21 protein-coding genes are annotated in these 24401 nt (G+C 70.9%); 14 read left to right on the top strand and 7 right to left on the bottom strand.

What is annotated here, in order from left to right; all coding sequences use genetic code 11:
* Positions 1–270: 270 nt before the first annotated feature.
* From serA to ACFXB5_RS40950, 3 genes are all read left to right on the top strand, one after another.
* Positions 271–1872 (top strand): phosphoglycerate dehydrogenase, encoded by a 1602-nt coding sequence (gene serA, locus ACFXB5_RS40960; protein WP_385218440.1) that lies wholly within the window; start codon positions 271–273, stop codon positions 1870–1872.
* Between the two features lie 217 nt (positions 1873–2089).
* Entirely contained in the window at positions 2090–2947 is an 858-nt protein-coding gene (locus tag ACFXB5_RS40955) for a TetR/AcrR family transcriptional regulator (RefSeq protein WP_385218437.1), read from the top strand.
* A gap of 44 nt (positions 2948–2991) precedes the next feature.
* Positions 2992–4494 (top strand): MFS transporter, encoded by a 1503-nt coding sequence (locus ACFXB5_RS40950; RefSeq protein ID WP_385218434.1) that lies wholly within the window; start codon positions 2992–2994, stop codon positions 4492–4494.
* 65 nt (positions 4495–4559) lie between these two features.
* Here ACFXB5_RS40950 and ACFXB5_RS40945 read toward each other — a convergent pair whose 3' ends face one another.
* Positions 4560–5144 (bottom strand): peroxiredoxin-like family protein, encoded by a 585-nt coding sequence (locus ACFXB5_RS40945; RefSeq protein WP_385218431.1) that lies wholly within the window; start codon positions 5142–5144, stop codon positions 4560–4562.
* A 71-nt stretch (positions 5145–5215) separates the two neighbouring features.
* On the opposite strand from ACFXB5_RS40945, the gene ACFXB5_RS40940 reads away from it, so the two are divergent.
* Positions 5216–5830: a TetR/AcrR family transcriptional regulator gene (locus tag ACFXB5_RS40940; protein ID WP_201850962.1), complete on the top strand. Its 615-nt coding sequence runs from the start codon at positions 5216–5218 to the stop codon at positions 5828–5830.
* A gap of 41 nt (positions 5831–5871) precedes the next feature.
* A complete protein-coding gene (locus ACFXB5_RS40935; RefSeq protein ID WP_385218428.1) occupies positions 5872–6519 on the top strand; it encodes a Uma2 family endonuclease in 648 nt (215 codons plus the stop codon).
* Positions 6520–6536: 17 nt separating this feature from the next.
* Here ACFXB5_RS40935 and ACFXB5_RS40930 read toward each other — a convergent pair whose 3' ends face one another.
* Positions 6537–7493: a glycoside hydrolase family 6 protein gene (locus ACFXB5_RS40930; protein ID WP_385218426.1), complete on the bottom strand. Its 957-nt coding sequence runs from the start codon at positions 7491–7493 to the stop codon at positions 6537–6539.
* Positions 7494–7695: 202 nt separating this feature from the next.
* Positions 7696–9282 (bottom strand): MFS transporter, encoded by a 1587-nt coding sequence (locus tag ACFXB5_RS40925; protein ID WP_385218423.1) that lies wholly within the window; start codon positions 9280–9282, stop codon positions 7696–7698.
* Between the two features lie 109 nt (positions 9283–9391).
* Here ACFXB5_RS40925 and ACFXB5_RS40920 point away from each other — a divergent pair, with 109 nt between their 5' ends.
* Entirely contained in the window at positions 9392–10006 is a 615-nt protein-coding gene (locus ACFXB5_RS40920; RefSeq protein WP_385218420.1) for a TetR/AcrR family transcriptional regulator, read from the top strand.
* 9 nt (positions 10007–10015) lie between these two features.
* On the opposite strand, the gene ACFXB5_RS40915 is transcribed toward ACFXB5_RS40920, so the two are convergent.
* Positions 10016–11281: a PucR family transcriptional regulator gene (locus ACFXB5_RS40915; protein WP_385218417.1), complete on the bottom strand. Its 1266-nt coding sequence runs from the start codon at positions 11279–11281 to the stop codon at positions 10016–10018.
* A 164-nt stretch (positions 11282–11445) separates the two neighbouring features.
* On the opposite strand from ACFXB5_RS40915, the gene ACFXB5_RS40910 reads away from it, so the two are divergent.
* The 3 genes from ACFXB5_RS40910 to ACFXB5_RS40900 all read left to right on the top strand — a co-directional run bounded on the left by ACFXB5_RS40910 (position 11446) and on the right by ACFXB5_RS40900 (position 14717).
* On the top strand, positions 11446–12372 hold the full coding sequence (locus ACFXB5_RS40910; RefSeq protein ID WP_385218415.1) for a proline dehydrogenase family protein: 927 nt from the start codon (positions 11446–11448) through the stop codon (positions 12370–12372).
* Positions 12373–12440: 68 nt separating this feature from the next.
* Complete coding sequence (pruA, locus tag ACFXB5_RS40905; RefSeq protein WP_385218412.1) at positions 12441–14072, top strand: L-glutamate gamma-semialdehyde dehydrogenase; 1632 nt, start codon at positions 12441–12443, stop codon at positions 14070–14072.
* 522 nt (positions 14073–14594) lie between these two features.
* A complete protein-coding gene (locus ACFXB5_RS40900; RefSeq protein WP_020868213.1) occupies positions 14595–14717 on the top strand; it encodes a hypothetical protein in 123 nt (40 codons plus the stop codon).
* Between the two features lie 25 nt (positions 14718–14742).
* Here the strand turns inward: ACFXB5_RS40900 and ACFXB5_RS40895 are convergent, their stop codons facing one another.
* On the bottom strand, positions 14743–16326 hold the full coding sequence (locus tag ACFXB5_RS40895; protein ID WP_385218409.1) for a fibronectin type III domain-containing protein: 1584 nt from the start codon (positions 16324–16326) through the stop codon (positions 14743–14745).
* A 128-nt stretch (positions 16327–16454) separates the two neighbouring features.
* Here ACFXB5_RS40895 and ACFXB5_RS40890 point away from each other — a divergent pair, with 128 nt between their 5' ends.
* From ACFXB5_RS40890 to ACFXB5_RS40870, 5 genes are all read left to right on the top strand, one after another.
* A complete protein-coding gene (locus ACFXB5_RS40890) occupies positions 16455–17498 on the top strand; it encodes a 3-isopropylmalate dehydrogenase (RefSeq protein ID WP_385218406.1) in 1044 nt (347 codons plus the stop codon).
* A gap of 203 nt (positions 17499–17701) precedes the next feature.
* Positions 17702–18787 (top strand): branched-chain amino acid aminotransferase, encoded by a 1086-nt coding sequence (locus ACFXB5_RS40885; protein ID WP_385218403.1) that lies wholly within the window; start codon positions 17702–17704, stop codon positions 18785–18787.
* Positions 18788–19123: 336 nt separating this feature from the next.
* Positions 19124–20722 carry a citramalate synthase gene (gene cimA, locus ACFXB5_RS40880; RefSeq protein ID WP_385218401.1) on the top strand — a complete coding sequence of 533 codons (1599 nt, stop codon included), beginning with the start codon at positions 19124–19126 and terminating at the stop codon, positions 20720–20722.
* Positions 20723–21052: 330 nt separating this feature from the next.
* The gene (locus tag ACFXB5_RS40875; RefSeq protein WP_385218398.1) at positions 21053–22636 is read left to right on the top strand and encodes an acyl-CoA carboxylase subunit beta; all 1584 of its coding nucleotides are present in this window, start codon (positions 21053–21055) and stop codon (positions 22634–22636) included.
* Positions 22637–22692: 56 nt separating this feature from the next.
* Positions 22693–22932 (top strand): acyl-CoA carboxylase subunit epsilon, encoded by a 240-nt coding sequence (locus tag ACFXB5_RS40870; protein ID WP_078956611.1) that lies wholly within the window; start codon positions 22693–22695, stop codon positions 22930–22932.
* Between the two features lie 149 nt (positions 22933–23081).
* Here the strand turns inward: ACFXB5_RS40870 and ACFXB5_RS40865 are convergent, their stop codons facing one another.
* Entirely contained in the window at positions 23082–23660 is a 579-nt protein-coding gene (locus ACFXB5_RS40865) for an ATP/GTP-binding protein (RefSeq protein ID WP_075200410.1), read from the bottom strand.
* Entirely contained in the window at positions 23641–24303 is a 663-nt protein-coding gene (locus tag ACFXB5_RS40860) for a DUF742 domain-containing protein (RefSeq protein ID WP_385218394.1), read from the bottom strand. Before ACFXB5_RS40860 ends, ACFXB5_RS40865 begins: the two co-directional genes overlap by 20 nt.
* Positions 24304–24401 lie beyond the last annotated feature (98 nt).

Below are 24401 nucleotides of genomic sequence, written 5' to 3'. Positions count from 1 at the left end.
GCTCGCGGGCGGGGGGGGGCGGGGGCGCGCGGGCCGCCGCGGCGGCCCCGCCCCCGGCCCCACCCGGTTCGCGCTTTGTCCATCGCGCACCACCACGTGCGGGTGATCCTGCCGCAACGGCACATGACGAAGGCTCGACCGCCACTACACTCATCAACAGCAAGCGCGTCAGGCTCACAGCGTCGTGCGTCTCCCACGCGGCTGACCCCTTCACCGCCAGCGGCCGTCGGGACGGCCGTCCGCTGAGGACTAGTGAGGACTGAAGACCACGTGAGCACTGCTTCCACTGGTAAGCCCGTCGTACTCATCGCCGAAGAGCTCTCTCCGGCGACCGTCGAGGCCCTGGGCCCGGACTTCGAGATCCGGAGCTGCAACGGGGCGGACCGAGCCCAGCTCCTTCCCGCCATCGCCGATGTGGACGCGATCCTCGTCCGCAGCGCGACCAAGGTCGACGCCGAGGCCATCGCCGCCGCGAAGAAGCTGAAGGTGGTCGCCCGCGCGGGCGTCGGCCTGGACAATGTGGACGTCTCGTCCGCCACCAAGGCCGGCGTCATGGTCGTCAACGCGCCGACGTCCAACATCGTCACCGCCGCCGAGCTCGCCTGTGGTCTGCTGGTGGCCACGGCCCGGAACATCCCGCAGGCCAATGCCGCGCTGAAGAACGGCGAGTGGAAGCGCAGCAAGTACACCGGTGTGGAGCTGAGCGAGAAGACCCTCGGCGTGGTCGGCCTCGGCCGCATCGGCGTCCTGGTGGCCCAGCGGATGTCCGCCTTCGGCATGAAGGTCGTCGCGTACGACCCGTATGTGCAGCCCGCGCGGGCCGCGCAGATGGGTGTGAAGCTGCTCTCGATGGACGAGCTGCTCGAGGTCTCCGACTTCATCACGGTCCACCTCCCCAGGACCCCCGAGACGGTCGGCCTGATCGGCGACGAGGCGCTGCACAAGGTCAAGCCGGAGGTCCGGATCGTGAACGCCGCGCGCGGCGGGATCGTGGACGAGGTGGCGCTGGCCGCCGCCCTCAAGGAGGGCCGGGTGGCCGGGGCCGGGCTGGACGTCTTCTCGCAGGAGCCGTGCACCGAGTCCCCGCTGTTCGAGTTCGACAATGTGGTGGTCACCCCGCATCTGGGCGCCTCCACCGGTGAGGCCCAGGAGAAGGCGGGTATCGCGGTCGCCCGCTCGGTGCGGCTGGCGCTGGCCGGCGAGCTGGTCCCGGACGCGGTGAACGTCCAGGGCGGCGTCATCGCCGAGGACGTACGGCCCGGGCTGCCGCTGGCCGAGAAGCTGGGGCGGATTTTCACCGCCTTGGCGGGCGAGGTCGCGGTCCGCCTCGATGTCGAGGTGTACGGCGAGATCACCCAGCACGACGTCAAGGTGCTGGAGCTGTCGGCGCTCAAGGGCGTCTTCGAGGACATCGTCGACGAGACCGTCTCGTATGTGAACGCGCCGCTGTTCGCGCAGGAGCGCGGGGTCGAGGTGCGGCTGACCACCAGCTCGGAGTCGAGCGAGCACCGCAATGTGGTGACCGTGCGCGGCACCCTGTCGGACGGCGAGGAGGTCTCGATCTCCGGCACGCTGGCCGGTCCCAAGCACCAGCAGAAGATCGTCGCGGTGGGGGAGTACGACGTGGATCTGGCGCTCGCCGACCACATGGCCTTCCTCCGCTACACCGACCGCCCGGGTGTGGTCGGCACGCTCGGCCGCATCCTGGGCGAGGCGGGGATCAACATCGCGGGGATGCAGGTCTCGCGGGCCACGGCGGGCGGTGCCGCGCTGGTGGCGCTCACGGTGGACGACACCATTCCGCAGCCCGTGCTCACCGAGATCGCCGAGGAGATCGGCGCCACCTCGGCCCGCTCGGTCAATCTGGTCTGAGCCGCTCAAGGCATCACCCACCTGGGCCCGGTCCCCGCTTCGGCGGGGGCCGGGCCCAGGTCTTTGTGCGTCTGCGGCAGTAAGGCGTGCCGGAGGGGGTTCCGAATCTTTTTCATCGAGTGTTGAATAATGGCGGTGGGCTCGCTACGCTCGCGGCTATGTGGAGAAAATTTCTCCACATAGCTGTAGATATGTGCCGTGCTGTCAGGAGAGCCCCGTGTCCGCAGACGCTGAGACCGACGCCGACGCCCTTGTCGACGTCCCGTCGCCCCCCATGCGCGCCGACGCGCGGCGCAACCGGGAGCAGATCCTGCGCGCCGCCCGCGAGGTCTTCGCCGATCAGGGGCCGGATGCCCCGCTGGATGAGATAGCCCGGCGCGCCGGGGTCGGCATCGCGACCCTCTACCGGCGGTTTCCACACCGTGCCGATCTCCACCGAGGGGTCGCCATCGAGGTGCTGACCGCGCTGGTCGAGGCCGCGAGCAGGGCCGCCGCCGAGGAGGGCGACCCCTGTCTCGCGCTGCGCCGCTTTATGCACGCCGCCCTCGATCTCAAGATCGGCTCGGTGATGCCCGCGCTGCTGGGCCGGTTCACCGTGGACGAGATCCTCGACAGCGTTCCCGGCGACGCCGTCGACCTGATCGACGCGATGCTCCTGCGCGCCCAGGCCCAGGGGCTGGTCCGGAGTGATGTCGTCTTCGGCGACATCACGCTGATGGTCATCCGGCTGACCCGGCCGCTGCCAGGCGGCGGCCGGTTCGCCCCCGATGACGCCTTCGCCCATCGCCAACTGGATGTCTACATAGACGGGTTGCGCCCCACCGGCTCCCCGCGCCCCACCACCCCGCTCGGCGGCCCGGCCGTCGACGCGGAGGCGTTCAAGCGCATCCGGGAGCGAGTGATCGACGACGCCCACGACGCTCACGAGGCCCACGAGGCCCACGAGGCCCACGAGGCCCACGAGGCGCGTGACGCCCACGACGCTCACGAGGCCCACGAGGCCCACGACGCCCGCGAGGCCCACGACGCGCGTGACGCCCCAGGCGCCCGCGAGACCTACCCCGACCCCGCCTGACCTCCCTCTCCGCTCGCCTTCCGCAAGACCAGAAAGGCATCGTCATGTCCCAGCCCTCAGAGGCATCGCCGCAAGCCAACCCCCGGCGCTGGCTCGCCCTCGTCTTCATCGGCCTGGCCCAGCTGATGATCGTCCTCGACATCACCATCGTGAACATCGCCCTGCCGTCGGCCCAGAAGGACCTCGGCATCTCCGACGGCGACCGGCAGTGGGTCATCACCGCCTACACCCTGGCGTTCGGCAGTCTGCTGCTGCTCGGCGGACGGATCGCGGACTACACCGGCCGTAAGCGCACCTTCCTCATCGGCCTGCTCGGGTTCGCCGGGGCCTCCGCGCTCGGCGGCGCCGCCTCCGGTTTCGAGATGCTGCTCTCGGCCCGCGCCCTGCAGGGCGCCTTCGCCGCGCTGCTCGCCCCCTCGGCGCTGTCGCTGCTCGCGGTGAACTTCACCGAGCCCCGTGAGCGCGCCAAGGCCTTCGGCATCTTCGGCGCGATCGCGGCGGGCGGCGGTGCGATCGGGCTGGTCGTCGGCGGGCTGCTGACCGAGTACCTCGACTGGCGCTGGTGCCTGTACGTCAATGTGCCGATCGCCGTCGTCGCCGCCATCAGCTGGTCCGTGCTGCCCACGGACACCCGCGCCGAGGGCCGCGCCCGGTTCGACATCCCCGGGGTGGTGCTGGCGGTGTGCGGGCTGGTGGCCGTGGTCTACGGATGCAGCGAGGCCGAGTCCGAGGGCTGGGACTCCCGGCTGGTGACCGGGCTGCTGATCCTGGGCGCGGTGCTGCTCATCGCCTTCGTCATGGTGGAGCGGAGCGTGGCACGGCCGCTGCTGCCGCCGAGGGTCGTGGGGGACCGCACTCGCGGCAGCGCCTATCTGGCGGTCGGCCTCTCGGTGGTCGGCATGTTCGCGATGTTCCTCTTCCTGACGTACTACATGCAGATCGTGAAGGGGTACTCGGCGCTGCTCACCGGGGTGGCGTTCCTGCCGATGACCGGGGCGGTGCTGATCGGCGCGGGCGGCGTCGCCTCCCGCCTCATCCCCAAGGTGCCGCCGCGGCTGCTGGTGGCGCCCGGTCTGCTGATCGCGGCCACCGGTGTCGCCCTGCTGGTGCCCCTGGACGTCGACAGCTCGTACGCGGCGGGGGTGCTGCCCGCCGAGCTCCTGGTCGGCTTCGGCATGGGCCTGGTGATGGCGCCCTCGATGAACTACGCGACCCACGGCGTGGGGGCGGAGGACGCGGGCGTCGCCTCCGCCACCGTCAACACCGCCCAGCAGATCGGCGGTTCGATCGGCACGGCGATGCTCAACACCATCGCCACCAGCGCGACCTCCGACTACATGGCCTCGCACGCCCGGCAGATGACACCGCAAACCGCCAAGGCCACGGCCAAGGCCGGTCTGGTCGAGGGCTTTTCGCACGCCTTCGTCGTCTCGTCCTCGATCCTCGTGGGCGCCGCGGTGGTCGTGGCCCTGCTGATGAACACCCCACGCCCGGTACGCGAACCGGGCGCCAAAGGCGCCGCGCCGCTGCCCGCGCACATGGGCTGAATCGCCCCGCGCTCCGGAGGCCCTTCGCTCCACCGCCGGAGCGGAGGGCCTCCGGCGGTGGTGGGTCAGGGGGTGGGGTCGGGGCGCGGCGCGCGGGCGGCCAGCTCCAGCAGCTCATCCACCGACCACTGGTCATAGGCGTGCTCGCCGTGCTTGGCCGCGATGACACGGCCGTCCCCGCCGATGCCGTCGCCGAGGATCAGGAAGTCCGCGGGCAGCCCGAGGCGGCCCCCGGGCTGGCTGGGCTCGGGGAGCCTCTCCCGGCCGCGGAGGACCGCCCACGCGCCGGTGACCAGCGCCCATCCGATCGGCCCCCAGGCGCGCGGGCTGAGCAGGGCCCTGCGCGCCTGCTCCACCCCGAACTCCCGGTACAGCCGCTTCTGGGGGTCCGCGATGACGGCGAACGGCAGGTCGTCCGTGTGCTTCCGCAGTTCCTCGGCGGGGGAGTGGAAGACCACCACCTCCCGGATTCCGGCCGCCTCGATCTCCTGGTGGCGCCGCACGATCGACCGCAGATGGAGATTGCAGACGGGGCATCCGGCGAAGCGCCGGAACTGGAGGTGGATCAGTCGGCCGGAGTCGGGCACGGCGACGGCCGGTCCGGTCACCGGGGTGAGGGTACGGGCGGAGACGACGGAACCGGGCTCCATGGAAGCCCCCTTTCGTAAGCGTACGGCATACGCCTACCAGCGTAGGCGTATGCCGTACGCTGTCAACCGCCATGCCACGACCCCGCTCCCTCACCCCCGATCAACTGGCCTCGGCCGCCCTCGCCGTCCTCGACCGCGAGGGGCTCGCCGGGCTCTCGATGCGCGCGGTCGCCAAGGAACTCGGGATGAGCACGATGGGGCTCTACCGCTATGTGGACGACCGCGAGGAGCTCGAAGGGTTGGTGGTCGAGCGCGTCCTCGGCGCCGTCGACACCACGCCGCCCGACCCCGGAGCCCCATGGGACGAACGGCTCCGGACCATGGTCGGCCGGCTGCGCGACACGGTCGGTGCCCACCCCGCGGTCCTCCCGCTGACCCTCACCCACCGGCACCGTTCCCCCAGCTCACTGCGGTGGGCGGAGACGGCGCTCGCGATCCTCACCGAGGCGGGCCTGGACGGCGAACGCCGGGTCCTCGCCCTGCGCGCCCTGCTCGGCTATGTGATCGGCGCGATCCAGCTCGAACACCTGGGACCGCTGTCCGGCGCGGGCACGGTCACGATCTCCGAGCTGCCGTCCGACGAGTTCCCGTACATGGCCGACACGGCGCGACAGGCGCGGAGCGTGGGGGTGGAACGGGAGTTCTTCGGCGGGCTGGAGGTGTTCCTGCGTGGGCTGGGGGCGTAGTCGGGGCCCGTCAACGCCGGGGTTGCCGCTCACCTGTGTGGGTGGCGTCTCCGGCGTTCCCGGCCGCTGCCCTTGCTTGCGCGACCACAATTCTCCTAGCCGTTGAAGAGCCGCTCCCGGCCTGGATCTTTCCGCCTCCGGATGGATTCACCGCTGACGATCTCGATCGCATCCCAGAGCTTCCGCGACACACCGAGCTGATCGACGGCGGCCTCGTCTTCGCGGGCCCGCAGAGAGCCTTCCACTCCCTGGTCGTGAGCCTGCTGAATACCGCTCTTCGTCACTGGGTGCCGAAGTCGTTGCGGGTGTGCCGGGATATGACGGTGACCCTGGACCGGCGTAACCGTCCTGAGCCAGACCTCTCCGTGTTGCGTGCCGAGGCGGTGTCCGCCGAGGGGCATGAGACGGGCTACGAAGCGGCCGATGTCGTGCTCGTGGTGGAGGCGGTCTCGCCGGATTCGGAGGCACGTGACCGCAAGCGCAAGCCGCAGCTCTACGCCGAGGCGGGAATTCCGCCCTTTTGGCTGGTCGAGCAGGGCGAGGGCCGCCGTCCGGTCGTCCAGGTCTTTGAGCTCAACACGGTGACGCGTGCCTATGTGCCGACCGGCATCTACCACGAGCGGATCAAGCTTCCGGTCCCGTTTACCATCGACATCGACATCGACCTCACCGAGATCGACCAGCTGTGACCCGTGGCCTTGTCCGCTCAGCCCGCCAGCTCGTACGCGTAGTCCGGTGCGAAGGTGCCCGCCGGGCCCGCGCAGCCGTCGACTTCGCCGGGGGGCTTGACCCAGAGGTAGGCGTCGATGGCCGGGTCGCCGGTGTTCGCCGTGGGGTTTTCGCCGACCTTGCGGCCGTGGGGGTCGCACCAGGCGTTGTCGGGGGCGGGGCCGTTGCCGTTGCGGCTGGTGTCGATGACGGCGGTGAGCCCGGAGGACGTGCCGAGCTGGGTGAGCACGCTCTTGGTGAAGGCCACCTCGTCGGCGGTGCGGCGGAAGTTGGAGACATTGCTGTAGATGCCGTCGCCGCTGGTCAGCACCCCGGCCGAGCGGAGCCGTGAGGACTGGACGGCGGCGCTGTTCCAGGCGGAGTGGCCGGCGTCGAAGTAGACCCGGGCGTTGGGGTTCGCGCTGTGGATGGCGGTGGCGGCGCGGGCGAGTGAGGTGTAGCGGCCGCTCAGCTCGGTGGGCGAGAGGCAGCTGATGAGCGCGATCGAGTCGGGTTCGAGGATGATGACGGCGGGCCCGCTGCCCATCCCGGCGGCGAAGCCGCGCACCCATGTGTCATAGCTCGCGAGGTCGGGCGCGCCGCCCGCGGAGGCCCCGCCGCAGTCGCGGTTGGGGATCTGATACGTCACCAGGACCGGGGTCTGGCCCTTGGCGGAGGCGGCGGAGGTGACCTTGCGGACGTCCTCGGTGACGGTGGTGGGGGAGTACCGGGAGAACCACACGGCCTGGGGCTGACTGGCGATCCGCGAGGCGATGCGCTGCTGCCGGGAGTCGCCCGGATTGGCGGCGACCCACTTGTTGACGAGCGAGTCCGGGTTGTTGAAGAACCGGGTGTCGCCCGGCAGTTCGCCCGCGACGGCCTGCGGTGTGTAGGCCGCGCCGATCAGGAAGGCGGCGGCGAGCCCGGCTGCCGCTAACGCTCTGGTGATGCGCACGGTGCGTCACTCCTCTCGCGTGGGGTGGCTGCTCAGACCTCTGGCCGCCGTATCCGGCCGCCGTCCTCTGGTTGCCGCCGGGCGGGGAATGGTTGCCGTCGTGTTCGAGGAAATGCGTACGGGTGAGGTCAACTCGCCCTGTGCGTAACGCCTGTTGGGGACCCCGCCGCGATGGGGTCCCCAACAGGCGTTACGCCATGGCTCAGCGACTCGGCACCGCCTCGTCCCCGCCGGTCGAGGGTGCGTCCTCGGCCGCCGGCCCGGCCTCCTGCGCCCCGGCCCGGCGCAGCGTCACCAGGGCCAGGATCGCGCCCGCCACCAGGACCGTCGCCCCGGCCCCGCACGCGATCCGCATCCCGTGGGTGAACGCCTCGCGCGCCGCGTCCAGCAGGTGTTCACCGGCCCGCCCCTTCAGCGAACCCGCCACCGCGGCGGCCGCGCCCAGCGTCTCGCGTACCTGGTCGAGTGCGTCGGCGGGCAGTCCGGCGCCCAGCGAGTCCTTGACGTCGCTCCGGTAGACGGCGGTGCCGACGCTGCCGAGCACCGCCATGCCCATCGCCCCGCCGAACTCCTGGCCCGTCTCCAGCAGCGCGGCCGCCGAACCCGCCCGCTTCGGCGGGACGGTGCCGATCGCCAGGTCGGTGACCAGCGACATCACCGCGACGATCCCGCTGGCCAGGACGGCGGCGCCGATCAGTACGGTCCACAGCGCGTCGGTACCGGCCAGGGCGAGAATTCCGTAGCCGATGGCCGCGGTCGCGAAGCCCGCGCCGATCACATACGCCCGGTTGGCGCCGCGCTGGACCGCCGCGGCCGCCACCGGTCCGGCGATGCCGACGCAGACGGACGGGGCCAGGCTCCACAGCGCCGCCTCCAACGCGCCCTTGCCGAGCACCGACTGCAGATACTGGGTGGTGAAGTAGGCCGAGCCCATCATGGCGAAGGTGGCCAGCGCGTTGAGCGCGATCGACGGGCCGAAGCCGCGGTGGTGGAACAGCTCCGGGCTGATCATCGCGTCGCGCCGGGTGCGTTGGCGCCTTACGAAGACGGCGCCGATGGCGAGACCGGCCACGATGGACAGCACCGGGACCAGGCCGACGCCGTTGTCGGCGGCGATCTTCTTCAGTCCGTAGATCACCGGGAGCACGGCGGCCATCGACAGCGGCACGCTCGGCAGATCGAACGCCCCGGGCGCGGGGTCCTTGAACTCCGGCACCAGGAGCGGCACCAGCGCCAGCAGCAGCACCATCGCCGGGACGTTGATCAGGAAGACCGAGCCCCACCAGAAGTGCTCGATCATCACCCCGCTCAGCACCGAGCCCAGCGCGATACCGCCCGCCATGGCCGACGACCAGATCGCGATCGCCTTGGCCCGCTGCCTCTCGTCCAGGAAGAGGTTGCGGACCAGCGCCATCGTCGAGGGCATGAGCGTGGCGCCGCCGATTCCGAGCACCGCCCGTGCGGCGATGAGCATCTCGGCGCTCTGCGCGTACGCCGCCGCGACGGACGCGGCGCCGAAGGCCGCGGCCCCGAACAGCAGCAGCTTCCGCCGTCCGAAGCGGTCGCCCAGCGCTCCCATGGTGATGAGCAGCCCGGCGAGGGCGAAGGCGTAGATGTCGAAGATCCACAGCTGCTGGGTGGCACTGGGGTGCAGCTCCCGGCTGATGGCCGGCACCGCGAAGTACAGCACCGACACATCCATGGAGACCAGGAGGAGCGGAAGCATCAGGACCACGAAGGCGGTCCATTCCCTGCGTCCGGCGCGCGGGCCGGTGGAAGTCGAGGTCATGACGGCGACTATACGAGCGTCTTAAACAAGCGTCTAGTACGACTGTGTAAAACGCTCGTGTGAGACATTCGTCTAGGACGGTCGTATGGGATCGGGATACCCTGGCGCCATGGGACATCGAGAGGATCTGCTGGCCGGGGCCAAGCGCTGCCTTGAGGAGAAGGGCTGGTCCCGTACGACGGCGCGGGACATCGTGGCCGCCTCGGGCGCCAACCTGGCCTCCATCGGCTACCACTACGGCTCCAAGGACGCCCTGATGCGCGAGGCGCTCTTCGCCTCCATGGGCGACTGGGCCGATGACGTCCAACGGTCCCTCGAGGCGGACGCCCCGGCGGGCGAGGGCCCGGACACCGGGCTGCGGGAGCGGTTCGAGGCCCGGTGGACCCGGGTGCTCGAGCTGTTCGACAAGCACCAGGCGGTGTGGCGCTCCCAGTTGGAGGCCATCCTCCAGGTCCAGAATGATCCCGAGCTGCGCGCCGCCTTCGGCCGGGCCCAACCGGAGGGGCGCCAGGGGCTGGTGGGGCTGATCCACGGCATCGACGAACGCGATGTGGACGAGGAGACCTCCCGGGTCATGGGCTCGTTCTATATGACGCTCGTGAGCGGGATGGTCGTCCAGATGGCCATCGACCCCGACCTCATGCCCAGCGCCCATGACCTCGTCGAGGCGATGCGCCGGATCGTCGGCGACGCCCCCGCGGCCCCGGACGCCCCCGCCGGCTGACCCGCGGGCTCAGCGCCCCGGTGGCCCGAGGCGCGCGGCCTTCAGCGTCATATGGAGCAGCAGCCGGTCCTCGCCCGCGTCCAGGTCGAGACCGGTCAGCTGCCGCACCCGCGAGAGCCGGTAATACAGCGTCTGCCGGTGGATGCCCAGCCGCTGGGCGGTGCGCCCGGCCTGGCCCGCGCAGTCCAGGAAGGTCTCGGCGGTGCGGGCGAGTTCGGCGTGCGCGGGCTCCAGCAGCGGTCGTACGGCGGCGTCGGGCGGCAGCGCGGGCAGGGCGGCCAGCAGTCGGTACGGGCCGATGGCGGACCACTCCGCGACCGGGCCCAGGTGGGTGTCGGCGTGCGCCGCCCGCGCGGCGGCCAGCGCCTCCTGCCAGGCGGCGGGCAGGTCCTCCAGCCCGCGCCGGGGAGCGCTGACCCCGGCGGCGGCCCCAGGCGCCGGTCTCCCCGGGCCCCTGCCGCCCGCCGTGGCCCGGGGCGAGCGCAGCAGCTGCTCGGCCGTCGCACGGGCCGGGTCCAGGGCGGAGGCCGCGCGCAGCCGGACCAGCGCCGCCAGCCCCGCGCCGGGCGCCCCGGACACCCCGGGAGCCCCGGCCGCCGCGTCCCCCAGCAGCGCGCACGCGGCCACGATGCCCGGCAGATGGGGGAGGCCCGGGTGGTCCGCGTCCTCGCCGGTCCCCGGCGTCCACGGCACCACGGCCACCAGCGCCAGCGGCCCGTCGGCCGCTCCGCGCAGCGCGGCCCGCAGCCCGGAGCGGGCGGCGTCCCGCCCGGCCGGCGGCCCGGTCAGCGCGTCCCGCAGCAGCTCACCGAGCTCCTCCCCGGCCCGCGCCTCGGCCGCCAGCAGCGCCCCGATGCGGTCCGCGGTCTCCATCGCGCGGACCAGCCGGGGGTCCCGCGCGCCCGCCGGGCCGCCCAGCTCCAGATCGGCGAGATGGCCGTCGTCCAGCAGCCAGACATAGCCGTGCACCACCCCGCGGTGCCGGACGGGCAGACAGATGCGGCCCATGAACACCCCGGCCGCCGGGTCGGGCGGGATCCGCAGCGGCGCCTGCGCCCGGGCGATCCCGAACGCCTCGAACCAGGCCCGCACCGCCGCCGTCGAGCGGCGCTGGAGGATCGAGCGGGTGCGCACCGGGTCCAGCGCGGGCTCCTCCGCGTCGTCGCTCTCCTGGGCACCGAAGGCGATCAACGCGAAGTCGCGGTTCTCCAGGGTCGCGGGTGCCCGGAGCACCGCCGTGATCTCGTCCACCAGCTGCTGGTAGTCGTCGCGCATGGGTCCCGCCTCTTCCCGCTTTCGCCCCTCACATTCTCATACAGATGTCTGAGATCCTGGCCACGGATGCGTGACAGCTGTCGATGGTCCGGAATCCGCGCCATCCTTAAGTTTCACGGTGAGTTGCCGTTGCCGTTCATCGGCCGTCATCGTGGAGGTGCCCCGTGCTGGGACCCGTGCTGCTCGCCGCTTCGCGCAGTGCCGCCATCCGCCGTATCGTCTCGGCCGCGCCGGTCACCCGCCCCATGGTGGACCGCTTCGTCGCCGGGGAACGGCTGGCCGAGTCCCTGGGGGCGGTGCGCTCGCTGACCGCCCGCGGCCTGGACGTCACCCTGGACCATCTGGGCGAGGACGTGACCGACCGGTCCGAGGCGCTGCGCAGCCGTGACGCCTATCTGGCGCTGACCGAGGCGCTGGCCACCGAGGGGCTCGCCGGGCACGCGGAGATGTCCGTGAAACTCTCCGCCTTCGGCCAGGCGCTGCCCGGGGGTCACGATCTGGCGCTGGCCAATGTGACCCCGGTCGTGGAGGCCGCCGCCGCGGCGGGCACGACCGTCACCCTCGACATGGAGGACCACACCACGGTGGACTCCACCCTCGCCATCCTCGGCGAGCTGCGCACCCGCTTCCCGCAGACCGGCGCGGTCCTCCAGTCCTATCTCTTCCGGACCGAGGACGACTGCCGGGCGCTGGCCGGGGAAGGCTCCCGGGTGCGGCTGGTGAAAGGCGCGTACGACGAGCCGGCGAGCGTCGCCTACCAGGACAAGCGCGAGGTGGACCGCTCGTACGTGCGCTGTCTGAAGATCCTGATGGCCGGTGAGGGCTACCCCATGATCGGCTCGCACGATCCGCGCATGGTCGCCATCGCCCAGGACCTGGCGCACCGCCTCGGGCGCAAGCTGGACGAGTACGAGTTCCAGATGCTGTACGGGATCCGCGTGGCCGAGCAGGACCGGCTGGTGGCGGAAGGTCACCGTATGCGGGTTTACGTCCCGTATGGCACAGACTGGTATGGGTACTTCATGCGCCGCCTCGCGGAGCGTCCCGCCAACCTCACATTCTTCCTGCGCTCGCTGGTCGGCCGCCGCTGACCGCTCTCGGGATCGCAGACCTCGTAAACCCCCGACGCCCCCGACGATCGAAGGAGACAACGGCCATCATGGACGCCGTCACCCAGGTCCCCGTGCCGGTGAACGAGCCGGTGCACACCTACGCCCCCGGCACCCCGGAGCGCGCCCGCCTCGAGACCAAGCTCAAGGAGCTCGGCGAGAACCCCATCGACCTGCCGATGACCATCGGCGGCCAGAAGCGGATGGGAGCGGGGGAGCGCTTCGACGTCGTCCAGCCGCACAAGCACTCCGCCCGCCTGGGCACCTATGGCAACGCCACCCAGCGGGACGCGCGGGACGCGATCGACGCCGCCCTGGCCGCGGCCCCGGCGTGGCGCGCGCTCAGCTTCGACGACCGTGCCGCGGTCATCCTCAAGGCCGCCGATCTGCTCTCCGGCCCCTGGCGGGAGACGCTCGCCGCGTCCACCATGCTGGGCCAGTCGAAGACCGCGCAGCAGGCGGAGATCGACACCCCCTGTGAGCTGATCGACTTCTGGCGGTTCAACGTCCACTTCGCCCGCCAGATCCTGGCCGAGCAGCCGGTGACCAACTCGCCCGGGGTCTGGAACCGCACCGACCACCGGCCGCTGGAGGGGTTCGTCTACGCGATCACCCCCTTCAACTTCTCCGCCATCGCGGGCAACCTCCCGACCGCCCCCGCCCTGATGGGCAATGTGGTGGTCTGGAAGCCGTCCCCGACCCAGACGCACGCCGCCGTGCTGCTGATGGAGGTGCTGGAGGAGGCCGGGCTGCCCAAGGGCGTGATCAACCTGGTCACGGGCGATGGCAAGGAGGTCTCCGAGGTGGCGCTGGCCCACCCGGACCTCGCGGGCATCCACTTCACCGGTTCGACCCGCACCTTCCAGTACCTGTGGAAGACGGTCGGCAACAACATCGAGAACTACAAGACCTATCCGCGGCTGGTCGGCGAGACCGGTGGCAAGGACTTCATCGTCGCCCACCCCTCCGCCGACCCGGCGGTGCTGAAGACGGCGATGACCCGCGGCGCCTTCGAGTTCCAGGGCCAGAAGTGCTCCGCGGCCTCCCGCGCCTATGTGCCGCGCTCCCTGTGGGAGAACGGCCTCAAGGAGGAGTTCGCCACCGAGGTCAACGGGCTGACCATGGGCGATGTGGCCGACCTCGACAACTTCATGGGCGCGGTCATCGACGAGCGCGCCTTCGCCAAGAACAAGGCGGCGATCGACCGGGCGAAGTCCGACCCGACGGTCGAGGTCGTCGCGGGCGGCTCCTACGACGACAGCGAGGGCTGGTTCGTCCGCCCGACCGTGCTGGTCTCCACCGACCCGGAGAACGAGATCTTCAAGGACGAGTACTTCGGCCCGATCCTCGGGGTGCACGTCTACGAGGACGAGGAGTACGACGCGATGCTCCAGCAGATGGAGTCGGCCGCCCCGTACGGGCTGACCGGCGCCGTCATCGCCCAGGACCGCGCGGCGGCTGCCGCCGCCTGTGAGGCGCTGCGTTTCGCGGCAGGCAACTTCTACATCAACGACAAGCCGACCGGTGCCGTCGTCGGCCAGCAGCCCTTCGGCGGCGGCCGCGCGTCCGGCACCAATGACAAGGCGGGTGCCAAGCAGAACCTGATGCGCTGGACCTCCACCCGCTCCATCAAGGAGACCCTGGTCCCGCCGACCGACTACCGCTACCCGCACATGGGCTGACCCCCGAGCCCGGCGACCCGCGCCCCCGGACCGCGCTGAAGTGGTCCGGGGGCGCGGTGCTGTCCGGGGGCGCGTCGGGGGAAATCTGTGGACGCCCGATACACGGCGGTGCTAGCGTCAAGCAGTCAAGTAGGCACTATTTACCGCAGTTTACGTGGGTAACCAGGCGCGGGATCGCCCACGGACTTGCGATCGACCGCCGTTGGTCGAGGTCGGACGGGGGTCGGCCTCGATCATCGGCGTGACGCCGAGATGATCACCCTGGGTCAGTGGCCGATATCGCGCTGTTCGCGTCTCAGATATTAGGACGTCCGACTAATTGTGCAGACACTGACGCTCGGCTGCCTTATTTTTGTGGAAGCCGAACGTCTCGCTGCATCCAGCGATGGCGGCCGCGGCCGGTGCACATCGCGCAGGCGACCCCTGCCGCACTCAGGCCCCCGCCTCTTCCGGCAGCCACCTTCTCGGGGAGCTTTCCTTCCTCCCGGGCGTTCACCGGGGTTCAGCAGAGGAGACGTGATCATGGCCGAGACGACTGTCCGCAGGATCCGCCGCAAGACCGACAACACCGACCGCAAGAAGGCGGCCGCCGCGCTCCAGCGCGCCCTCGACCGCCGGGACAACGGCGGCGCGACCGGTCACTGACGCCGGGGCCTGGTGAGACCTCGTATCACTGACGCCGGGGCCGGGTGACCTCGAAGCGGTCGACCCGCTCGCCCGACTCCGCCAGGGCCGTGACCGTGAGCCTGGCGCGGGGGCCCGGCTCCACCTCCACCGCGAGGAACGAGAAGCCGGTGTAGCGGACCCGGGACCAGTCGGCGCTGTCCCGGTTCTTCTCGCCGTCCTTGGCCCAGTGGTAGGTCTTCACCTCGTCGAGGTCCTTGACGTGCCCCTCGTAGCTGTCGGGCACCGGGAACTCGTAGAGCTTCGCGCCCGCCCCGCCCGCCGTCACATAGACGATCCCGTCGCGTACCGCGTCGGCGCTCCCCTCCACCGGGACCCGGCGGGCGACCTTGCCGCCCCGGAGCGCGTCGGTCCGCTCGTAGACGTGGTTGTGGCCGTTGATGACCAGGTCCACCCGGTGCTTGTCGAACAGCGGCACCCACGCGTCGCGCACCCCGCCGTCCGAGGCGTGGGCGCTGGTGGTGGAGTAGGCGCAGTGGTGGAAGAAGACCACCAGGAAGTCGATGCCGGGCCGCTTGCGCAGCTGCCCCAGCTCCCGGTCCAGCCAGCGGGTCTGCGCCCCGTCCGTGTACCCCTTGTTGGCCGGCATCTCGTACGACACGTCATTGGCGTCCAGGGCGACCACGCCCACGTTCCCGTAGACGAACGAGTAGACCCCGGGCGCCTTGCGCGGGTCCGGGCCGTTCCCGGGCAGCGACCAGCGGGCCAGCTGGCCGCCGTAGCCGTCGGGGGAGTACCAGGCCTCCATGTCGTGGTTGCCGGTGGTCACCATCCACGGCACGCTCGCCGCGACCGAGTCGGTCTGGGCGAGGAAGGAGTCCCAGACCCGGGCGTCGTAGAGGTCGGTCTTCTCTCCGTGGCCGGTGGTGTCCGCGTAGCACAGATCCCCGGCATGCAGATGGAACGACGGGTTCTGGCCGAGGATCAACTGGTCGTTGGCGAGCGCGTCATAGCTCACCCCCTGGTCCCCGAAGGCGGTGAAGACGAACTTCCCGGGCCGGTCCGGCGCGGTGCGGAAGGTGCCCACGGACGCGAAGTGACGCGGCTCGGCCGGATCGCGGTCCGCGTGCCCGACGCCGTAGTAGTAGGTGACCCCGGGGTGCAGGCCGTCCACGGCGGCGTGCAGATAGAACTGGTCGACCGCGGGCAACTTGTCGCTCAGTGACGGGGTGTGCAGATGGCGCACCTCGGCCTCGACCTTGCGGGTGAGCTCCAACGGGCTGGTGCCGATCCGCACATACGGCTTGCGCACCGCGAACGGCACCTGCCAGGAGATCCGCATCTGGGTCCGCGGATCGGCGCCGAAGGCCAGATGGCGGCCGAAGGGGGCGACCAGCGCGCCGTCCACCGTGGCGGCCCCCGGCTGCGGGCCCGCGGCCGGCGCCGGCTTGGTGTCGGCGGCGCACGCCGCGCCGCCCAGCAGCCCCGCGCCCGCGACCGTGCTCGCCGTGGCGGCGCCCCCGCGCAGCACCCGGCGGCGGGAGAGCCGGGCCCGCAGATACTCGTGCTGCTCCGCCATGGTCATCCGCTGGGCGAGCCGCTCCGGTACGCCGAACCGTGGTGTGTCCATGGACCGGAACGTCCCCCGAGCGGTCAACGGCGCGTCATACAGGGGGTGAACGAGTGATTGCCGCTGGGCGGCCGTCCGAATGGTGGACCGTCTATGTCAATCCATGGGACGAACGGTAGGGTCCCGGTATGTCTCGCAGCATTCGCCTCGCAGTGATCCCCGGTGACGGTATCGGCCAGGAAGTCGTGGCCCAGGGCCTTAAGGTCCTCTCCGCCGCCCTTCCGCAGGACGTGAAGCTGGAGACCCGGAGTTATGACCTCGGCGCCCAGCGCTGGCACGCCACCGGCGACACCCTGCCGGACGCGGAGCTGGAGTCGCTGAAGGACCACGACGCGATCCTGCTCGGCGCCATCGGCGACCCCTCGGTGCCCTCGGGCGTGCTCGAGCGCGGGCTGCTGCTCAAGCTGCGCTTCGCCTTCGACCACTACGTCAACCTGCGTCCGTCGAAGCTCTTCCCGAACACCGCGAGCCCGCTGGCCGGCCGCCCCGACATCGACTTCGTGGTCGTCCGCGAGGGCACCGAGGGCCCGTACGTGGGCAACGGCGGCTCGATGCGCACCGGCACCCCGGACGAGGTCGCCACCGAGGTCAGCCTGAACACCGCCCACGGGGTCGAGCGCGTGGTCCGGGACGCCTACGAGCGCGCGGCCGCCCGGCCGCGCAAGAAGCTGACCCTCGTGCACAAGAACAACGTCCTGGTGCACGCCGGCCACCTGTGGAAGAACATCTTCGACCGGGTCGGCCAGGAGTACCCCGAGGTCACCACCGACTATCTGCACGTCGACGCCGCGACGATCTTCTTCGTCACCCAGCCGGAGCGGTTCGACGTGATCGTCACCGACAACCTTTTCGGTGACATCCTCACCGACCTCGCCGCCGCCGTCACCGGCGGCATCGGGCTCGCCGCGAGTGGCAACATCAACCCCTCCGGCGCCTTCCCGTCGATGTTCGAGCCGGTCCACGGCTCCGCGCCGGACATCGCGGGCACCGGCAAGGCCGACCCGACGGCGACCGTCCTGTCGGTGGCCCTGCTGCTGTCGCACCTCGGCTACGGGGACGAGGCGGCCCGTATCGAGACCGCCGTCGCCGAGGACCTCGCCGAGCGGGACGCGGCCGCGCCGCGCACCACCGACGAGATCGGCGACGCGCTCGCCGCCCGAGTATCCGGCTGACCCCAGCCTGTGCCAGTGCGCGGCTGGGTGCGACCATCGACCTTGGGCCGCGCGTTGCACAACGCTCACTTCCCCGGCCTCACCTAGGAGATAATCCCCGGTGGGGCCGCTGTGTGAAGAAGAGCTTGGACGTCCTAGTACCGCTTGCGGGCAGGATGGTGTGAGCGCGGTCCGCCACAATCGAAGGTGAAGGACTACCTGCCATGACGACGCCCACGATCGAGCTCAAGCCCTCCTCCCACCCCCTTCCCGCCGGCGAGCGGGAGAAGATTCTGGCCAACCCCGGATTCGGCCGCCACTTCACCGATCACATGGTGACGGTCAAGTGGACGGAGGGCCGTGGCTGGCACGAGGCCCAGCTCGTGCCGTACGCCCCGCTCTCGCTCGACCCGGCGAACATGACGCTGCACTACGCCCAGACGATCTTCGAGGGGCTCAAGGCGTACCGCCGGCCCGACGGCACCGTGGCCACGTTCCGCCCCGACCAGAACGCCGAGCGGTTCCAGACGTCCGCGCGCCGCATGGGCATGCCGGAGCTCCCCGTCGAGATCTTCATCGCGGCGTGTGACGCGCTGGTCACCCAGGACAAGGCGTGGGTGCCGGGCCACGGGGAGCAGTCCCTGTACCTGCGGCCCTTCATGTTCGCCACCGAGGTCGGGCTCGGTGTCCGGCCCGCGAACGAATTCCTCTTCGTGGTGATCGCCTCCCCGGCCGGGGCCTACTTCCCCGGCGGTGTGCAGCCGGTCTCGGTCTGGCTCTCGGAGGAGTACGTCCGCGCGGCGCCCGGCGGCACCGGCGCGGCCAAGACGGGCGGCAACTACGCGGCCTCCCTCGTCGCTCAGGCGCAGGCCGCCGAGCAGGGCTGTGACCAGGTGGTCTGGCTGGACGCGATCGAGCGCCGGTGGATCGAGGAGATGGGCGGGATGAACCTGTACTTCGTGTACGGGAACCGCATCGTGACCCCCGAGCTGTCCGGTTCGCTGCTGCCGGGGATCACCCGCGCCTCGCTGCTGGAGATCGCCGCCGACCTCGGCTACGAGGTCACCGAGGGCCGGATCTCCGTCGACGACTGGCGCGAGGGCAACGCCGACGGGACCCTCACCGAGGTCTTCGCCTGCGGTACGGCGGCCGTGATCACCCCGGTCGGCTCGGTCAAGTCCGCCCGGGCGAGCTGGACGGTGGCCGACGGTGAGCCGGGCGAGGTGACGATGCGGCTGCGCAAGGCGTTGCTGGACATCCAGACCGGCGCGGCCCCGGACCCGCATGGCTGGATGCACCCCCTGGGCTGACCCCCCTGGGCTGACCTGCGGGCGTCACCTCGTTGACACCGGGGGTTCGCATCCTGAGACGGATGAGAGCGCGGGGGCGGAGTGTGCCAGACTGCCTCCGTGCTCTCGTTCGTCATGATTATTGGCAGCAGGCGCGCCGGTCCGCAGTGACCGCCCGTACGACCCGGTACAGGCGGCCACCGTGCCCCAGACCCGCGCGCAGACCTCTCGCACCCGCGAGGGGTCTTTTCGTTTTCCGGACCATCCCGCCGGACGCGAAGCGTGAGGGATCATAGGAGGGCGCGGAACCGGATATTCCGGTAGACCGAGATCCATCCGACAGGAGCCAGACCAACCATGAAGGATCTGCCCGACGACGGCTTCCATGTCTTCGACACCACCCTGCGCGACGGAGCGCAGCGCGAGGGCATCAACCTCACGGTCGCGGACAAGCTGACCATCGCCCGTCACCTGGACGACTTCGGCGTGGGCTTCATCGAGGGCGGCTGGCCCGGCGCCAACCCGCGCGACACGGAGTTCTTCGCCCGGGCCCGCGCCGAGATCGACTTCAAACACGCCCAGCTGGTGGCGTTCGGCGCCACCCGCAAGGCGGGGGTGCGCGCCGAGGACGACGCCCAGGTCAAGGCACTGCTGGAGTCCGGGGCGCCGGTGATCACCCTGGTGGCGAAGTCCCACGACCGCCATGTGGAGCTGGCCCTGCGGACCACGCTCGAGGAGAACCTCGCGATGGTCCGGGAGACCGTCGCCTATCTGCGGTCCCAGGGCCGCCGGGTCTTCCTCGACTGCGAGCACTTCTTCGACGGCTACCGGGCCAACGCCGGCTACGCCAAGCAGGTCGTCTCCGCCGCCCACGAGGCGGGCGCCGAGGTGGTGATCCTCTGCGACACCAACGGCGGCATGCTCCCCGGCCAGATCGACGCGGTGGTCCGCACCGTGCTGGCCGACACCGGGGCGCGGCTGGGCATCCACGCCCAGGACGACACCGGCTGCGCGGTCGCCAACACCCTCGCCGCCGTGGACGCGGGCGCCACCCACGTCCAGTGCACGGCCAACGGCTACGGCGAGCGGGTGGGCAACGCCAACCTCTTCCCGGTCGTCGCGGCCCTGGAGCTCAAGTACGGCCGCCGGGTGCTGCCGGAGGGCGCCCTGGAGGAGATGACCCGGATCTCACACGCGATCGCCGAGGTCGTCAATCTGACACCCTCCACTCACCAGCCCTATGTGGGTGTTTCCGCCTTCGCCCACAAGGCCGGACTGCACGCCTCCGCGATCAAGGTCGACCCGGACCTGTACCAGCACATCGACCCCGAGCGGGTCGGCAACACCATGCGGATGCTCGTCTCCGACATGGCCGGACGGGCGTCCATCGAGCTCAAGGGCAAGGAACTGGGCATCGACCTCGGCGGCGACCGGGCGCTGGTGGGCCGGATCGTGGAGCGGGTCAAGGCGCGGGAGCTCGAGGGCTACACCTACGAGGCCGCCGACGCCTCCTTCGAGCTGCTGCTGCGCCAGGAGGTCGAGGGCCGTGCCCGCCGCTTCTTCCGCGTCGAGTCCTGGCGGGCGATCGTCGAGGACCGCCCGGACGGCACCCACGCCAACGAGGCCACCGTGAAGCTGTGGGCCAAGGGCGAGCGGATCGTCGCCACGGCGGAGGGCAACGGCCCGGTCAACGCGCTGGACCGGGCGCTGCGGGTGGGGCTGGAGCGGATCTACCCGCAGCTGGCGACGATGGAGCTGGTGGATTACAAGGTCCGCATCCTGGAAGGCAAGCACGGCACCGAGTCCACGACCCGGGTGCTGGTCTCCACCGCGGACGGCCAGGGGGAGTGGTCGACCGTGGGCGTCGGGGAGAACGTGATCGCCGCGTCCTGGCAGGCCCTGGACGACGCCTACGCCTACGGGCTGCTGCGGGCCGGAGTGGACCCGCAGGAGTGACGTCGGCCGAGAGCGCGGATATGCGGATGGTGCGGCTCCGGCGGCCGCCGGAGTAGGGTGCGGGGAGCGGAGCGCGGCCGACGTGCTCCGTTGCCCGATCCGGCCGCACGGCCGCTCCGGCGGACGGCGCCCATCCGGGTGGTCGCGCCCGCCCCCCGCACCGTCACGGCCTGGAGGTTTGTGGGGTGCCGACAGGGCCGATAGTCCTTTAGGACACCAGGTAGTGGGAAAGCCGCTGTCCAGTTCTGTTCCGCCTGCCCACCAAAACGCCCCTGACGTTGTAGGGAATTGACATGCGTTTCCGGGGGTCCGGGAACGTACCGTCAATGCATGACCAATCTCGAAGGTGCGCCTGCTGAGGCGAGTGACGTTCGCGGGCGCGTCGCCGAGCTGCACGCGATTCGCGAGCAGGCTCGGCGCGGCCCGAGCGAGCGGGCGACCGAGGCTCAGAAGGCCAAGGGGAAGCTGACGGCTCGCGAGCGGATCGATCTGCTGCTTGACGAGGGGTCCTTCAACGAGGTGGAGCCGCTGCGGCGGCATCGTGCGACCGGGTTCGGGCTCGAGGCCAAGAAGCCTTACACCGACGGTGTCGTCACCGGCTGGGGGACCGTCCACGGACGGACGGTGTTCGTCTACGCACACGACTTCAGGATCTTCGGCGGGGCGCTGGGGGAAGCCCACGCCACCAAGATCCACAAGATCATGGACATGGCCATCTCGGCCGGGGCGCCGCTGGTGTCCCTCAACGACGGCGCCGGTGCCCGTATCCAGGAGGGCGTCTCGGCGCTCGCCGGTTACGGTGGCATCTTCCAGCGGAACACCAAGGCGTCCGGTGTCATCCCCCAGATCAGCGTGATGCTCGGCCCGTGCGCGGGCGGCGCGGCGTACTCCCCGGCGCTGACGGACTTCGTCTTCATGGTCCGGGAGACCTCGCAGATGTTCATCACCGGACCCGATGTGGTCCAGGCGGTGACGGGCGAGAAGGTCAGCCAGAACGGACTGGGCGGCGCTGATGTGCACGCCGAGACCTCGGGTGTGTGCCACTTCGCCTACGACGACGAGGAGAACTGCCTCGAGGAGGTCCGCTACCTCCTGTCGCTGCTGCCGCAGAACAACCGTGAGAACCCGCCGACCGTCGAGTCCGACGACCCGGCCTCCCGGCGCGGCGACTCGCTGCTGGACCTCGTCCCGGCCGACGGCAACCGGCCGTACGACATGCGCAAGGTCATCGAGGAGATCGTCGACGACGGCGAGTACCTCGAGGTCCACGAGCGCTGGGCGACCAACATCATCTGCGCGCTCACCCGGCTCGACGGCCAGGTGGTCGGCATCATCGCCAACCAGCCGCAGTCGCTGGCCGGGGTGCTGGACATCGAGGCGTCGGAGAAGTCCGCGCGCTTCATCCAGATGTGCGACGCCTTCAACATCCCGCTGATCACCTTCCTCGATGTGCCCGGCTTCCTGCCCGGTGTGGACCAGGAGCACGGCGGGATCATCCGGCACGGCGCCAAGATGCTGTACGCGTACTGCAACGCCACCGTGCCGCGGATCTCCGTCATCCTGCGCAAGGCGTACGGCGGCGCCTACATCGTGATGGACTCCCAGTCCATCGGGGCCGACCTGACCTACGCCTGGCCGACCAACGAGATCGCGGTGATGGGTGCCGAGGGCGCCGCCAACGTGATCTTCCGTCGTCAGATCGCCGGGGCCGACGACCCCGAGGCCATGCGAGCCCGCATGGTCAAGGAGTACAAGTCCGAGCTGATGCACCCGTACTACGCGGCCGAGCGGGGGCTGGTCGACGATGTGATCGACCCGGCCGAAACCCGTGAGGTCCTGATCCGGTCCCTGGCGATGCTGCGCGACAAGCACGCCGACCTGCCGTCCCGCAAGCACGGCAACCCGCCGCAGTAACCCCTCACGTTCATGACCTCGCGCGGGATCCGCGCGACAAGGGAGACGAGAAAACCGTGAGCACACCCAGCGATATCGCCGATCCCGCCGCCGCGGCGGCGGCCACCCTGGTCCGGGTCGAGAAGGGCCACGCCGACGCCGAGGAGCTGGCCGCGGTCACCGCGGTGCTGCTCGCCCGCGCGGCCGCCGGCACCCACCGGGCCGCCGGCTCCACCCGCCCGAGCCGCAGCGCCGCCCGCTGGCGCCGTCTGGAGCGCCGCCCGGCGTTCAGCGCGCCGCACAGCTGGCAGGGCTGAGCGCCCACCGGCGCCGCCGTGCCCGGACGGCCGCACACCGCCCGGACGCCTGAGCAGGCCCGCTGGAACTGACAAGCCCCGCTGAAACGCACAAATCCCCTGTTCTCCTTCGGAGAGCAGGGGATTTTGGCTTCCGCCGTCGGCCTCGGCTAGCGCAGCCGGGCCATCAGGGCGTGCTCGACCAGGGTGATCAGCGCGCTCTTGGCCTCGCTGCGGTGGCGGGCGTCGGTGGTGATGATCGGCGCGTCGGGGCCGATCTGCAGGGCCTCGCGGACCTCTTCGGGGTTGTAGGGCTGGTGCCCGTCGAAGCCGTTGAGGGCGATGACGAAGGGCAGCCCGGAGTTCTCGAAGTAGTCGACGGCGGGGAAGCAGTCGGCGAGGCGGCGGGTGTCCACCAGGACGACCGCGCCGATGGCACCGCGGACCAGGTCGTCCCACATGAACCAGAAGCGGTCCTGGCCGGGCGTGCCGAACAGATACAGGATCAGGTCCTGGTCCAGCGTGATGCGGCCGAAGTCCATGGCCACCGTGGTGGTGGTCTTGTCCGGCGCGTGGGTGAGATCGTCGATCCCCGCCGAGGCGGAGGTCATCACGGCTTCGGTGCGCAGCGGGTTGATCTCCGAGACCGCGCCGACGAACGTGGTCTTGCCCACGCCGAAGCCGCCCGCCACCACGATTTTCGCGGAGGTGGTGGAGCGGGCTGCACCGCTAGAGCTTGCGAAGTCCACTGAGCACCCTTTCGAGCAGTGTCACGTCAGGCTGACCGCCGGCGGACTCGTCGCCGCCGGGCTGATGGATCGCGACGAGCCCCGCCTCGGCCAGGTCGGCTACGAGGATGCGGGCTACGCCGAGAGGAATGGTGAGCAGTGCGGAGATCTCGGCGACCGACTTGATCTCGCGGCACAGTTGGCAGATCCGCTGGTGCTCGGGCAGTTGGCCCTGGAGCTGAGCGGGGTCGGCCGTGGTGTGCACCAGCGCCTCGATGGCGAGCTGGTACCGGGGCCGGGTCCGGCCCCCTGTCATGGCGTACGGGCGCACCAGAGGGTTATGGGTACCGCCCGCGGGGGAGGAGGGTTCCGGGGCGGGGCGCTGAGGCGGCTGTACGGGCTCGATACGGGGCGCGGGCGGCGCGTCGTACCAGGACCCCTCCGACGGCCCGGGAGGCGCGTAGGAGGGCGTGTACGGCTGCTGCGGGGGCCGCTGCGGCTCCCGTCGCGGGGGCTGCTGCTCCCGCTGGGGCTCCGGCTGCTGTGGAGAGCGGGCCTGGCGGCTGGGTGCGGAGGGGAAGTTGTAGCGCTTCACTGGGCCCTCTCCGCGCGGCTCGGACGGCTGCCCGTGGGCGTACGGATATCCGCTAGGGGGCGTTGCCACGTGTCCTCCTCCAACTCGCCTGTCTTGCCGGTCGCGGGGGGGGGGGGGGCGGGGGGGCGGGGGGGGGCGGGGCCGGGGGCGGGGGGGGGTGGGATAGG

This window comes from Streptomyces sp. NPDC059455 (genome assembly GCF_042750115.1).
GTDB lineage: Bacteria > Actinomycetota > Actinomycetes > Streptomycetales > Streptomycetaceae > Streptomyces > Streptomyces endocoffeicus.
Note: the sequence above shows the minus strand (reverse complement) of the source record. Positions and strands in the feature narration are given on the sequence as shown.

What these genes read in the sequence shown, in the direction of transcription:
- ACFXB5_RS40885 (WP_385218403.1), top strand. Translation starts at nt 17,702, where the DNA reads ATGACGACGCCCACGATCGAGCTCAAGCCCTCCTCCCACCCCCTTCCC.
- pruA (WP_385218412.1), top strand. Translation starts at nt 12,441, where the DNA reads ATGGACGCCGTCACCCAGGTCCCCGTGCCGGTGAACGAGCCGGTGCAC.
- ACFXB5_RS40875 (WP_385218398.1), top strand. Translation starts at nt 21,053, where the DNA reads ATGACCAATCTCGAAGGTGCGCCTGCTGAGGCGAGTGACGTTCGCGGG.
- ACFXB5_RS40925 (WP_385218423.1), bottom strand. Translation starts at nt 9,282, where the DNA reads ATGACCTCGACTTCCACCGGCCCGCGCGCCGGACGCAGGGAATGGACC.
- ACFXB5_RS40920 (WP_385218420.1), top strand. Translation starts at nt 9,392, where the DNA reads ATGGGACATCGAGAGGATCTGCTGGCCGGGGCCAAGCGCTGCCTTGAG.
- ACFXB5_RS40940 (WP_201850962.1), top strand. Translation starts at nt 5,216, where the DNA reads ATGCCACGACCCCGCTCCCTCACCCCCGATCAACTGGCCTCGGCCGCC.
- ACFXB5_RS40915 (WP_385218417.1), bottom strand. Translation starts at nt 11,281, where the DNA reads ATGCGCGACGACTACCAGCAGCTGGTGGACGAGATCACGGCGGTGCTC.
- ACFXB5_RS40900 (WP_020868213.1), top strand. Translation starts at nt 14,595, where the DNA reads ATGGCCGAGACGACTGTCCGCAGGATCCGCCGCAAGACCGACAACACC.
- ACFXB5_RS40890 (WP_385218406.1), top strand. Translation starts at nt 16,455, where the DNA reads ATGTCTCGCAGCATTCGCCTCGCAGTGATCCCCGGTGACGGTATCGGC.
- ACFXB5_RS40950 (WP_385218434.1), top strand. Translation starts at nt 2,992, where the DNA reads ATGTCCCAGCCCTCAGAGGCATCGCCGCAAGCCAACCCCCGGCGCTGG.
- cimA (WP_385218401.1), top strand. Translation starts at nt 19,124, where the DNA reads ATGAAGGATCTGCCCGACGACGGCTTCCATGTCTTCGACACCACCCTG.
- ACFXB5_RS40945 (WP_385218431.1), bottom strand. Translation starts at nt 5,144, where the DNA reads ATGGAGCCCGGTTCCGTCGTCTCCGCCCGTACCCTCACCCCGGTGACC.
- ACFXB5_RS40895 (WP_385218409.1), bottom strand. Translation starts at nt 16,326, where the DNA reads ATGGACACACCACGGTTCGGCGTACCGGAGCGGCTCGCCCAGCGGATG.